Source organism: Streptomyces sp. NPDC030798 (assembly GCF_055572275.1).
In genome coordinates, this window is the sequence record NZ_JBVIDR010000007.1 from 171,594 (window position 1) to 184,038 (window position 12,445).

Annotated in this window: 8 protein-coding genes; 1 reads left to right on the forward strand and 7 read right to left on the reverse strand. The window is 70.1% G+C overall.

The features are described 5' to 3' along the window. Window positions 1-53: 53 nt before the first annotated feature. From ACZ404_RS18085 to ACZ404_RS18115, 7 genes are all read right to left on the reverse strand, one after another. Window positions 54-770 (reverse strand): ABC transporter ATP-binding protein, encoded by a 717-nt coding sequence (locus ACZ404_RS18085; RefSeq protein ID WP_468440924.1) that lies wholly within the window; start codon window positions 768-770, stop codon window positions 54-56. Beyond that, entirely contained in the window at window positions 767-1,693 is a 927-nt protein-coding gene (locus tag ACZ404_RS18090; protein ID WP_468440926.1) for an ABC transporter ATP-binding protein, read from the reverse strand. Before ACZ404_RS18090 ends, ACZ404_RS18085 begins: the two co-directional genes overlap by 4 nt. Before the next feature lie 6 nt (window positions 1,694-1,699). Further along, a complete protein-coding gene (locus ACZ404_RS18095; protein WP_468440928.1) occupies window positions 1,700-3,478 on the reverse strand; it encodes a branched-chain amino acid ABC transporter permease in 1,779 nt (592 codons plus the stop codon). A gap of 5 nt (window positions 3,479-3,483) precedes the next feature. Continuing rightward, on the reverse strand, window positions 3,484-4,422 hold the full coding sequence (locus ACZ404_RS18100) for a branched-chain amino acid ABC transporter permease (protein WP_362680158.1): 939 nt from the start codon (window positions 4,420-4,422) through the stop codon (window positions 3,484-3,486). A gap of 109 nt (window positions 4,423-4,531) precedes the next feature. Beyond that, the gene (locus ACZ404_RS18105) at window positions 4,532-5,740 is read right to left on the reverse strand and encodes a branched-chain amino acid ABC transporter substrate-binding protein (protein ID WP_468441373.1); all 1,209 of its coding nucleotides are present in this window, start codon (window positions 5,738-5,740) and stop codon (window positions 4,532-4,534) included. Between the two features lie 751 nt (window positions 5,741-6,491). Beyond that, window positions 6,492-6,995, reverse strand: coding sequence for a hotdog fold thioesterase (locus tag ACZ404_RS18110; RefSeq protein ID WP_468440931.1), 504 nt, complete (start codon window positions 6,993-6,995; stop codon window positions 6,492-6,494). A 47-nt stretch (window positions 6,996-7,042) separates the two neighbouring features. Continuing rightward, on the reverse strand, window positions 7,043-9,382 hold the full coding sequence (locus tag ACZ404_RS18115) for an FdhF/YdeP family oxidoreductase (RefSeq protein ID WP_468440933.1): 2,340 nt from the start codon (window positions 9,380-9,382) through the stop codon (window positions 7,043-7,045). Window positions 9,383-9,592: 210 nt separating this feature from the next. Here ACZ404_RS18115 and polA point away from each other — a divergent pair, with 210 nt between their 5' ends. Further along, the gene (gene polA, locus ACZ404_RS18120) at window positions 9,593-12,319 is read left to right on the forward strand and encodes a DNA polymerase I (protein WP_468440935.1); all 2,727 of its coding nucleotides are present in this window, start codon (window positions 9,593-9,595) and stop codon (window positions 12,317-12,319) included. The last annotated feature ends 126 nt before the right edge of the window (window positions 12,320-12,445 follow it).

Consider the following 12,445-nt stretch of genomic DNA (forward strand, 5'->3'; position numbering starts at 1 on the left):
CGAGGCCCGCGCCCCGGAGAAGAGGGCGCGGGCCTCGTCGTGTCGTTCGGCGTTCAGTCCTCGCCGAGGTACGCCTTGCGTACCGACTCGTCGTGCAGCAGGTCCTGTCCGGTGCCGGAGAGGACGATGCTGCCGACTTCCATGACGTGTCCCTGGTCGGCGAGCGAGAGGGCCGCCTGGGCGTTCTGCTCGACCAGGAGGATGGTCGTGCCCTCGGACTTCAGCTCGGCGATGGTGGCCATGATCTTCTGCATCATGATCGGGGACAGGCCCATGGAGGGCTCGTCGAGCATGAGCAGTTTGGGCTGGGACATCAGGGCCCTGCCCATGGCGAGCATCTGCTGCTCGCCGCCGGAGAGGGTGCCCGCGGCCTGCTTGCGCCGTTCGCCCAGGATGGGGAAGAGGTCGTAGGCCCGCTGGATGTCCTTCTCGATGCCTTCCTTGTCCTTGCGGAGGAAGGCGCCGAGCTGGAGGTTCTCGGCGATGGTGAGGCGCGGGAAGATGTGCCGGCCCTCGGGGGAGTGGGCGAGCCCGAGGGAGACGATCTTGTGCGCCGGGACGCCGGTGAGCGGCTTGCCGTCGAAGACGATCTTGCCGGACGTGGGCTTGAGCAGGCCGGAGAGCGTGCGCAGGGTGGTGGTCTTGCCGGCGCCGTTGGTGCCGATGAGGGTGACGACCTGGCCGGCCTCGACGCTGAACGAGATGCCCTTGACGGCTTCGATCTTGCCGTAGGCGACCCTGAGGTCCTCGACCTCCAGCAGTGCGGTCACTGGGTGTCTCCCTTGGTGGTGCTGGTGGTGCTGTCCGCGTCGGTGACCGCGGTCTCCTCGGCGTCGGCAGGCTCGGTCGCGGGCTCGGACCCGGTGTCGGAGTCGGCTGCCGCCTCCGCGGCCTCGACCTCGGCGGCCTCCGCCTCTCCCGGGTCGCCTTCGAAGGGCTCGCCGAGGTAGGCAGCGACGACCCGCTCGTCGGCCTGGACGACCTCGGAGGTGCCTTCGACGAGTTTCTCGCCCTGGACGAGGACGGCGACGCGGTCGCAGAGGTTGAAGATGAAGCGCATGTCGTGCTCGATGACGAGGACGGCGATGCCTCTGTCGCGGATGGCGAAGACGAGTTCCTCGGTGGTCCGGGTCTCCTGCGGGTTCATGCCGGCGGTCGGCTCGTCGAGGAGCAGGAGGCCGGGTTCGCTGGCCAGGGCCCGGGCGATCTCCAGCTTGCGCTGTTCGCCGTAGGGCAGGTTGCGGGCGAGGTGGTCGCGCTTGGCGGCCAGGCCGACGAACTCCAGGAGTTCCATCGCCTTGGCCTCGGACTCCTTCTCGGCCTTGCGGAAGCCGGGGCCGCGCAGCAGTGCGGACCACAGGCCTTCTTTGGTGCGGGTGTGGCGGCCGACGAGGACGTTCTCCAGAACGGTCATGTTGGCGAACAGCCGGATGTTCTGGAAGGTGCGGGCGATGCCGGCCTGGGTGACCAGGTGCGGTTTGGGCGGGAGCACCTTGCCCTGGTAGGCGACGGTGCCCTCGGTGGGGACGTACAGGCCGGTGAGGCAGTTGAAGAAGGTGGTCTTGCCGGCGCCGTTGGGGCCGATCAGGCCGACGATCTCGCCGCTGTTGACCGTGAAGTCGACGGATCGGACGGCGGTGAGGCCGCCGAAGCGCATGGTGACGTCACGGGCTTCGAGTACAGGTGTCGTCATGGTTCGTTACGCCCCTGCCTTGGTGACGGCCGGTTCGTCGGTCAGCGTTTTCTGTTCGGGTACGTCGAGCTGGTCGATCTCGTGGAACTCCAGCTGGCGGCGGCGGTTGGCGATGATGCCCTCGGGGCGGAAGCGCATGAGCAGGATCAGCGCGACACCGAAGGCGAGCAGCTCGTAGTTCTGCAGGAACTGGAGCTTTTCGGGGACCAGGTAGAGGACGCTGGCGCCGAGCAGGGGGCCGCTGACGGTGCCCATGCCGCCGAGGACGACGGCGGCGAGGAGGAAGGCCGAGTTGGGCGGAGCGGCGCCGGCGAACTGGTAGGGCTGGGGGTTGACGCTGTAGTTGACATGGGCCATCACGGTGCCGGCGAGGCCGGCGAGGGAGGCGCCGAGGGCGAAGGCGATGAGTTTGACGCGGAAGCCGTTGATGCCCATGGCGGTGGCGGCGGTCTCGTCCTCGCGGATGGCGATCCAGGAGCGGCCGATGCGGGAGTCGGCGGCGCGGGTGAAGACGAGGACGACGATGGCCGTGACGATGAGCATCAGGAAGAGGTAGTTGGCGAACCGGCCGAGGGTGAATCCGCCGATGTCGTGCGCCTCGCCCAGGTTGAAGCCGAAGATGTTGAGGTCCGGGATCTGGGTGATGCCGTTGGGACCGCGGGTGATGTTCGGTCCGGAGTCGCCGTCGAGGTTGTTGACGGTGATGCGGAAGATCTCTCCGAAGCCGAGGGTGACGATGGCGAGGTAGTCGCCGCGCAGCCGCAGGGTCGGGGCGCCGATGAGTACGCCGAAGACGAGGGAGGCGGCCATGCCGGTGAGGGCGGCGGCCCAGAAGGGGAAGTGGACGCCGGAGAACCGGGAGTACTCGGAGCCGGAGACGAGGGCGGCCGCGTAGGCGCCGACGCCGAGGAAGGCGACGTAGCCGAGGTCGAGGAGGCCGGTGAGGCCGACGACGATGTTCAGGCCGAGGGCGACGGTGGCGAAGATGAGGATGTTGACGCCGACGTTGGCGTTGTGGTCGTCGCTCTGGGTGAAGGGGAAGATCACGGCGGCGACGAACGCGAGGCCGGCGGCGAAGCCCTTGTGGTGGGCGGAGATGGTGGCGTACCGGTCGACGAGGCCGGTGTGCATCAGGCCCCAGGTGGCGAAGAGGACAAGGAGCAGGAAGCCGATGAACGTTTCGCTGGCGTCGTTGTCGATGCCGATGCCGTAGGTGAAGGTCACCAGGGCGAGGGCGGTGCCGGCGGTGATGAAGCCGCGTTCGGCGAGCGGGGAGAGCTTGCCGGGGCGGGGCTGGGCGGGCTTGGTGAGGTAGCCGCGCAGGCCGGTGCCGGGGTCGGGGTGGGGCAGGGCGAGGGCGCCGACGACGGGCAGCGCGGAGGCCGCCATGGCGACGTAGGCGCCGGGGTCGAGGTTGACCAGTCCGCCGAGGTCGACGGCGATGGCGATGCCGGTGAACCAGCAGACGCTGAAGGCGGACAGGGCCGTCAGGAAGACGGGGGAGGTGGCGCCTGCCGGGTTCAGCCAGCGCAGCCCGGGGACGTTCCACAGGCGGAGCGCGAACAGCAGGGTGAGTGCGCCGGCCACGAGGGCGAGGATCTGCAGGCCTGCGGGGTAGCCGTAGACGGTCAGGTCGCCGGGGAAGTCCGGGGTCCAGGTCCAGCTGAGGAAGGTGCTGGCGATGGTGCCGACGGCGCCGGCGGTGATGAGCAGGCGGGCCGCGGCGGCGGGCAGCGGGACGGGCCCGTGTCCGGCCGTGGGCTCTGTGGTGATCGTGTCGGTCATGCTGCTCACGCCCTGTCCGCGACGCGTTCGCCGAGCAGGCCTTGTGGCCTGAAGAGGAGTACGAGGATGAGGAGGACGAAGGCCCATACGGCGGCCCAGCCGCCTCCGCCGAGCTGCTGCATGCCGGGGATGTCGGAGATGTAGGCGGTGGCCATGGCTTCCGCGACGCCGAGGACGAGGCCGCCGAGCATGGCGCCGTAGATGTTGCCGATGCCGCCGAGGACGGCCGCGGTGAAGGCCTTGAGGCCGGCGATGAAGCCCATGTCGTAGGAGACGGAGCCGTACTTGAGGCCGTAGGAGACACCGGCGACGGCTGCGAAGAAGCCGCCGATGGCGAAGGCGATCACGATGATGCGGTTGGTGTCGATGCCCATGAGCTGGGCGGTGTCCGGGTCCTGGGCGGTGGCCTGCATGGCGCGGCCGGTGCGGGAGAGGCGGACGAAGAAGGCGAGGACGGCCATGCACAGGGGGGCGGCGATGATGAGGAAGACGTCACCGCTCTGTACGGTCACGGAGCCGATGTGCAGGGGGCCGAAGGGCAACTGGGGGAAGACGCGGGCGGATTTGGCGTCGCCGTCGACGTGGTACCAGTTGAAGACGGCCTGCTGGAGCGCGAGCGACAGGCCGATCGCGGTGATCAGCGGTGCCAGGCGTGGTGCGCCGCGCAGGGGCCGGTAGGCGAAGCGCTCGGCGCCGACGGCGATGAGGACGGCGACCAGGGCGCCGCCGATGAGCATCGCCGGCAGGGCTATCCACATGGATATGCCGTCCGGCAGGACGAGGTAGACCGTGAGGGCGCCGAAACCTCCGGTCATGAAGATCTCGCCGTGGGCGAAGTTGATGAGCTGGACGATGCCGTACACCATCGTGTAGCCGATGGCGATCAGCCCGTACATCGAGCCGAGGAACAGCCCGTTGGCCAGCTGCTGCGGCAGGGTGTTCACCGCATGGCCTCCATGTGGTGGGGAGAGTCAAGGGGGGCGTAGAAGGCGGGCCGCGCGGTGACGGTGGTCTGCGCCGCGCGGCCCTGGTGGTGCGGAGTGTTCGGCTGGGTTACTTCGGGTTGGCGACGCCGCTCTTGACGGACTTCCACTCGCCGTTGGTGACCTGGTAGACGGTCAGCTGCTTGTTGGTGGTGTCGCCGTACTGGTCGAAGGAGATCTTGCCGGAGATGCCGTCGAAGGAGGTCTTCTGGACGGCGTCGACGATCTGGGCGCGGGCGTCGGAGGGGATCTTGCCGTCCTTCACGACCTGGCCGACGGCCTTGATGATGGCGGTGGTGGCGTCGTAGGAGTACGAGCCGTAGGTGCCGTAGTCGCCGGGGTACTTCTTGGCCTTGTAGGTGTTCACGAAGTCCTTGGCGGCGGGCAGGGTGTCGACGGGGACGCCGATGGAGGTGACGAGGTCGCCCTCGGCGGCCTTGCCGGCGGTCTTGATGTAGGTCGGGGTGAACATGCCGTCGCCGCCGAAGAGCGGGATCTTGGCGCCGGCGTCCTTGAGCTGCTTGGTGAGCACCTGGGACTCGTCGTACTGGCCGCCGTAGTACAGGATGTCGGCGCCCGAGTTCTTGATCTTGGTGACGAGGGTGGAGAAGTCACGGTCGCCGGTGTTGACGTGGTCGGTGCCGATGACCTTGCCGCCCTGCTTGACGAACTGCGCCTTGAAGATCTTGGAGAGGCCGGCGCCGTAGGTCTGCTTGTCGTCGACGACGAAGGCCTTCTTCTTCTTCAGGCCGTTGTAGGCGTAGTCGGCGGCGAAGGCGCCCTGGAGGGCGTCGGTGGTGGCGGTGCGGAAGTAGGACTTGAACGGGCGGACCGGCTTGGTCTGCCAGTTCTTGCCCTGGGTCAGCTCGGGGGCGGTGTTGGAGGGGGAGATCTCCACCAGGTTCGCCGAGGCGAGGGTCTGCTGCATCTGGGTGGCCACACCGGAGTTGAGGGGGCCGACGACGCCGAGGACGTCCTTCTCCGCGACGAACTGGGAGGCGTTCTGCTGGCCGGTGGCCGGGATCGCCTTGTCGTCCAGCGCCTTGATCTTGAAGGTGACGCCCGGGACGGTTTTGTTCTTGTTGGCGTCGTCGACGGCGATCTGCGCGCCGTACTGGATGCCGAGGCCGGTGGCGGAGTTCTGGCCGGTCAGCGGCGCGTCGACGCCGATCGTGACCGTGACGTTGCCGCTGTCGCCGCTCTTGTTGTCCTTGTCGCGGGAGCCGCAGGCGGTGAGAGTCAGAGCTCCGGTGGTCAGCACGGAGGTAAGAATCACCAGAGAACGCTGTCGCACAATCGATCCTTTCCGCTGGCACGTCCGCCCCCCGTCGGGGGACGGCGGGTGCCGCGCCGGTACCGAACTCCCGATGGAGCGGTGACTGGCCGTGACTCTAAGCCCGGTATGGAGACCTGGGCATCGCCGTGCGCTGGCTTGTGACTTTCTTGTTATGACGACGTGGACGACTGACTTCCGGCCAGGAGGATCTTGGCTGTTTTGGCGGAATTTCCGCTCGGTCCACATTTTGAGAATGTGCACTTCCGGTTGGCCGTGGCCCGGAGCCGCGGCCCGGCGGCTGGTGGGGCCCTCAAGTGCCTCCCGAATGGCCCTGGAGGGGGGCTCGGACGGTGCCGGAGCGGGGCTCCCGCATTGCGGGCGCGTTACGCAGCGTTACGCCGGGGAAAGGGGGCCGTCCATATTCCGGAATTCCATGTAATGGGCATCGACATCGCGGCGGCGGGCGCGCACAGGTGGGCCGGAAGATCGAATTCCGCCGGCGCCGGGTGGTCCGGACGGGGCGGTGAATGGCGGAAAAGGCCTGTGCGGCAAGGGTGTTGAGGGCGTGAAGGACCCGTGTGCACTGTCGGACGGGGGTGTTGCTGACGGCGCGAGGCGCGTGCTGTCAGCGGCGTGACCTGCCAACTTCCGCCCGCAGTGGCCGAGTTGGGTCCGGTGCGGCTGCGCGGCCTCGGCCGGCCGCCGGGATCCGTGCGGTGGCCGAGGCGCGCGGGGCGCGGTGGGTGCCGGGTACTCAGTCGGTGCGCGGGGTGCCGGCCGAACCGGCCTGGGGGCCGTCCGCCGGTGTGACGTCCCGGAGCAGGCACGTCAGCCGGGCGCTGCACACGCGGCGGCCCTGCTCGTCACTGATCACGATCTCGTACGTCGCCGTCGAGCGGCCCCGGTGCACGGGCGTGGCCACGCCGGTGACCAGGCCCGAGCGGACCCCGCGGTGATGGGTGCAGTTCAGGTCCACGCCGACCGCGATCTTCGAGCTGCCGCCGTGCAGCATGGCGCCGACCGAGCCCAGGGTCTCCGCCAGCACCGCGGACGCGCCCCCGTGGAGCAGCCCGTAAGGCTGGGTGTTGCCCTCCACCGGCATCGTGCCGACGACGCGCTCCGCCGAGGCCTCGACGATCTGGACGCCCATCCGGGTCCCGAGGTGGCCCGCCGAGAACAGCGCGGGCAGGTCCACCCCGAGTGCGGCGTACTCGTCGATGACCTCCTGCGGGAATTTCACCTGCTGCTGCTCACCCATGGGCCCGGCTCCGTTCGTCATGCATGTGTCTGTCGCTGAGCAAACGCTCAGTCGGTCGCCGATTGTTCCAGACGGGCATCCGGCCGGGGCTGCGACCGGGCTCCGGGGGCCGGCGCCGGCGACTGCTCCAGCCGGACCACGACGGACTTGCTGGCCGGGGTGTTGCTGGTGTCGGCGGTGGCGTCCAGCGGCACGAGCACGTTGGTCTCCGGGTAGTACGCCGCCGCGCAGCCCCGGGCCGTCGGGTAGTGCACGACGCGGAAGCCGGGCGCCCGCCGCTCCACACCGTCCCGCCACTCGCTCACCAGGTCGACGTACGACCCGTCGGTCACCCCCAGGGCGCGCGCGTCCTCGGGGTGCACGAGGACCACCCGGCGGCCGTTCGTGATACCCCGGTAGCGGTCGTCCAGGCCGTAGATGGTGGTGTTGTACTGGTCGTGCGAGCGCAGGGTCTGCAGCAGCAGCCGGCCCTCGGGCAGCTCCGGGAACTCCACGGGCGCCGCCGTGAAGTTCGCCCTGCCGGTGGCCGTCGGGAAGCGGCGCTCGTCGCGCGGTGCGTGCGGCAGGGCGAAGCCGCCGGGGTGGGCCACGCGCGCGTTGAAGTCCTCGAAGCCGGGGACCACGCGCGCGATGCGGTCGCGGATCGTCGCGTAGTCCTTCTCGAACTCCTCCCAGGGAACGACGGAGTTCTCGCCGAGCACCTGACGGGCGAGGCCGCAGATGATGGCCGGTTCGGACTTCAGGTGCGCGCTCGCGGGCGCGAGCCGGCCGCGGGAGGCGTGCACCATGCCCATGGAGTCCTCGACGGTGACGAACTGCTCACCGCCCGCCTGCAGATCGCGCTCGGTCCGGCCGAGGGTGGGCAGGATCAGGGCACGCGCGCCCGTGACGACGTGCGAGCGGTTGAGCTTGGTCGACACGTGCACGGTCAGCCGCGCGCGCCGCATGGCCGCCTCGGTGACCTCCGTGTCGGGGGAGGCGGAGACGAAGTTGCCGCCCATGGCGAAGAACACCTTCGCCTCGCCGTCGCGCAGGGCGCGGATGGCCCGTACGACGTCGAGGCCGTGCTCGCGCGGGGGCGCGAAGCCGAACTCCTTCTCCAGGGCGTCCAGGAAGGCGGGAGCGGGCCGCTCGAAGATGCCCATCGTGCGGTCGCCCTGCACGTTGGAGTGGCCGCGCACCGGGCACACGCCCGCCCCGGGGCGGCCGATGTTGCCGCGCAGCAGCAGGAAGTTGACGACCTCCCGGATGGTGGGGACGGCGTGCTTGTGCTGGGTGAGGCCCATGGCCCAGCAGACGATGGTCCGCTGCGAGGCGAGGACCATGCCGAGGGCCTGCTCGATCTCCGCGCGCGACAGGCCGGTGGCGGCCAGTGTCTCGTCCCAGTCGGCGGCGCGGGCTGCCTCCACGAACTGCTCGTAGCCGTGGGTGTGGTCGCGGACGAAGGCCTCGTCGACCGCGCCCTCGGTGTCCAGGACGAGCTTGTTGAGGAGCCGGAACAGGGCCTGGTCGCCGCCGATGCGGATCTGCAGGAACAGGTCGGTGAGCGCGGCGCCGCGCAGCATGCCCTGCGGGGTCTGGGGGTTCTTGAAGCGCTCCAGGCCGGCCTCGGGCAGCGGGTTGACGCTGATGATCTTCGCGCCGTTCGCCTTGGCCTTCTCCAGGGCGGAGAGCATGCGCGGGTGGTTGGTGCCCGGGTTCTGCCCGGCCACGATGATCAGGTCCGCCTTGTGGAGGTCCTCCAGCAGCACGCTGCCCTTGCCGATGCCGATCGTCTCGGAGAGCGCCGAGCCGGACGACTCGTGGCACATGTTGGAGCAGTCGGGGAGGTTGTTGGTGCCGAGCTCGCGCGCGAAGAGCTGGTACAGGAACGCGGCCTCGTTGCTGGTGCGGCCCGAGGTGTAGAACACGGCCTCGTCGGGGGAGCCGAGGGCGGCGATCTCCTCGGCGATGACGGCGAAGGCCCGCTCCCAGCTGACCGGCTGGTAGTGATCCGCGCCCTCGGGGAGATACATGGGGTGCGTGAGCCGGCCCTGCTGGCCCAGCCAGTAGCCGCTGCGGCGGGAGAGGTCGGTGACCGAGTGCGCGGCGAAGAACTCCGGGGTCACCCGGCGCAGGGTGGCCTCCTCGGCGACCGCCTTGGCGCCGTTCTCGCAGAACTCGGCCTTGTGCCGGTGGTCCGGCTCCGGCCAGGCGCAGCCCGGGCAGTCGAAGCCGTCCTTCTGGTTCACGCGCAGCAGGGTCAGCGCGGTGCGCCTGACGCCCATCTGCTGCTGGGCGATGCGCAGCGTGTGCCCGATGGCGGGCAGCCCCGCCGCCGCGCGCTTCGGCTCCGCGACCTGCGGCGCGTCCTGCACCGGATCTCCCATGGGTGGCTTCGACGCCATCGCACGCTCCCCTTCGACACCTGCGAGAAATACGCCCACGATCCTCCCACGCGGGACCGACAAGAGGCCGGGGAGGGAGCGGACCCCGGCACCCCTGCTTCGCGGGAGAGCACGGGAAGCAGGTGCGGGCTGCCGGACAGGCTGCCCCTCGGGGTGGCCCGGGGAAGCCGCCGGGGCCGGGTGTCAGTGGGGCGTGGCAGGATCGGGGGCGTGGCAGAGACAGCATCGAAGAAGACCGACAAGACCCCCGGCGGCACCCGTCCCCGGCTGATGCTCATGGACGGGCACTCGCTGGCCTACCGCGCGTTCTTCGCGCTGCCCGCGGAGAACTTCACCACCGCGACGGGCCAGCCGACGAACGCGATCTACGGCTTCGCGTCGATGCTGGCCAACACCCTGCGTGACGAGGCGCCCACCCACTTCGCGGTGGCGTTCGACGTCTCCCGCAAGACCTGGCGCTCGGAGCGCTTCACCGAGTACAAGGCGAACCGCTCCAAGACCCCGGACGAGTTCAAGGGCCAGGTCGAGCTGATCGGCGAGCTGCTCGACGCGATGCAGGCGCCCCGCTTCGCCGTCGAGGGGTACGAGGCGGACGACGTCATCGCCACCCTCGCCACCCAGGCCGAGGCCGAGGGCTTCGAGGTGCTGATCGTCACCGGCGACCGCGACTCCTTCCAGCTGGTCAGCGAGCACACGACCGTGCTGTACCCGACGAAGGGCGTGTCGGAGCTGACCCGCTTCACCCCGGAGAAGGTTTTCGAGAAGTACGGGTTGACGCCCGCGCAGTACCCCGACTTCGCGGCGCTGCGCGGCGACCCCTCCGACAACCTCCCCGGCATCCCCGGCGTCGGCGAGAAGACCGCCGCGAAGTGGATCAACCAGTTCGGCTCCTTCGCGGAGCTGGTCGAGCGCGTCGAAGAGGTCAAGGGCAAGGCCGGGCAGAACCTCCGCGACCACCTGGAGTCGGTCAAGCTGAACCGCGTCCTCACCGAGCTGGAGCGCCAGGTCGAGCTGGACCGGGCGGTCGCCGACCTGCAGCGCGCCCCGTACGACCGCAAGGCCGTCGCGATGGTCCTGGACACCCTGGAGATCCGCAACCCCTCCCTGCGCGAGCGTCTCTTCGCCGTCGACCCCGGCGCCGAGGAGGCCGAGGTCACTCCGGTCGCCGCCGACGGCGTCGAGCTGGACGGCACCGTCCTGCGCACGGGCGAGCTGGCCCCCTGGCTCGCCGAGCACGGCACCGGCGCCCTGGGTGTCGCCACCGTCGACACCTGGGGCCTCGGCACCGGCTCGGTCGCCGAGGTCGCGCTCGCCGCGGCCGGGGGAGCGGCGGCCTGGTTCGACCCCGCCGAGCTGGACGAGTCCGACGAGAACGCGTTCGCGGCCTGGCTGGCCGACGCCGCCCGGCCCAAGGTGTTCCACAACGCCAAGGGCGCCATGCGCGTGTTCGCCGAGCACGGCTGGTCCGTCGAGGGCGTGCGCATGGACACCGCGCTCGCCGCCTACCTGGTCAAGCCGGGACGCCGCTCCTTCGACCTGGACGCGCTCTCCCTGGAGTACCTGCACCGCGAGCTGACCCCCGCCGCCGCGGCCGACGGTCAGCTCGCCTTCGGCGCGGACGAGGGCGCCGAGGCCGAGGCACTGATGATCCAGGCCCGCGCCGTCCTGGACCTGGGCGAGGCGTTCGAGGGCCGCCTGCAGGAGGTCGGCGCCGCCGATCTGCTGCGCGACATGGAGCTGCCCACCTCCGCGCTGCTCGCCCGCATGGAGCGCCACGGCATCGCGGCCGACCGCGCGCACCTCGAAGCGATGGAACAGATGTTTGCGGGCGCCGTCCAGCAGGCGGTGAAGGAGGCCCACGCGGCGGCCGGCCACGAGTTCAACCTGGGCTCGCCCAAGCAGCTCCAGGAAGTGCTCTTCGGCGAGCTGGCCCTGCCCAGGACGAAGAAGACGAAGACGGGGTACACCACCGACGCCGACGCCCTGGCCTGGCTCGCCACCCAGACCGACAACGAACTGCCGGTGATCATGCTCCGGCACCGGGAGCAGGCGAAGCTGCGCGTCACCGTCGAGGGCCTGATCAAGACCATCGCGGGCGACGGCCGTATCCACACCACCTTCAACCAGACGGTGGCCGCGACCGGCCGGCTGTCCTCCACGGACCCGAACCTGCAGAACATCCCGGTCCGCACCGACGAGGGCCGGGCCATCCGCCGCGGCTTCGTGGTCGGCGAGGGATTCGAGTCCCTGATGACCGCCGACTACAGCCAGATCGAACTGCGCGTGATGGCCCACCTCTCCGAGGACGCGGGCCTGATCGAGGCGTTCACCTCCGGGGAGGACCTGCACACCACGGTCGCCTCGCAGGTCTTCTCCGTCGAGCGGGACGCGGTGGACGCGGAGATGCGCCGCAAGATCAAGGCGATGTCCTACGGCCTCGCCTACGGCCTGTCCGCCTTCGGCCTCTCCCAGCAGCTGAACATCGAGGCGGCCGAGGCGCGCGCCCTGATGGACACCTACTTCGAGCGTTTCGGCGGCGTACGGGACTATCTGCGCCGGGCGGTCGACGAGGCCCGGGCGACGGGCTACACGGCGACCCTCTTCGGGCGCCGCCGCTACCTCCCCGACCTCAACAGCGACAACCGCCAGCGCCGGGAGGCGGCCGAGCGCATGGCGCTGAACGCGCCGATCCAGGGCACGGCGGCCGACATCGTCAAGATCGCCATGCTCAACGTCGACCGTGCCCTGCGCGCGGCGGACCTCAGGTCCCGCATGCTCCTGCAGGTCCACGACGAAATCGTCCTGGAGATCGCCCCCGGCGAACGCGCGGCCACGGAGGAGATCGTCCGCCGCGAGATGGCGAACGCGGTCCAGCTCCGGGCCCCGCTGGACGTATCCGTCGGCGTCGGCCCCGACTGGGAATCCGCGGCCCACTAGCCCGCGGCTGTCCTACCGCAGGGGGCGTTGCCGGCCCGGCCGGGACAACGCCCCCCTGCGCCGCCCCTCGAGGGCTCCTTGGCGGCGCCACGACTCATCGACGTCCAGCGCTCCTCCGCCGCCCCG

Coding starts and splice junctions, on each gene's coding strand:
- ACZ404_RS18115 (WP_468440933.1), bottom strand. CDS start 9,382: ATGGCGTCGAAGCCACCCATGGGAGATCCGGTGCAGGACGCGCCGCAG.
- ACZ404_RS18095 (WP_468440928.1), bottom strand. CDS start 3,478: ATGACCGACACGATCACCACAGAGCCCACGGCCGGACACGGGCCCGTC.
- ACZ404_RS18090 (WP_468440926.1), bottom strand. CDS start 1,693: ATGACGACACCTGTACTCGAAGCCCGTGACGTCACCATGCGCTTCGGC.
- ACZ404_RS18110 (WP_468440931.1), bottom strand. CDS start 6,995: ATGGGTGAGCAGCAGCAGGTGAAATTCCCGCAGGAGGTCATCGACGAG.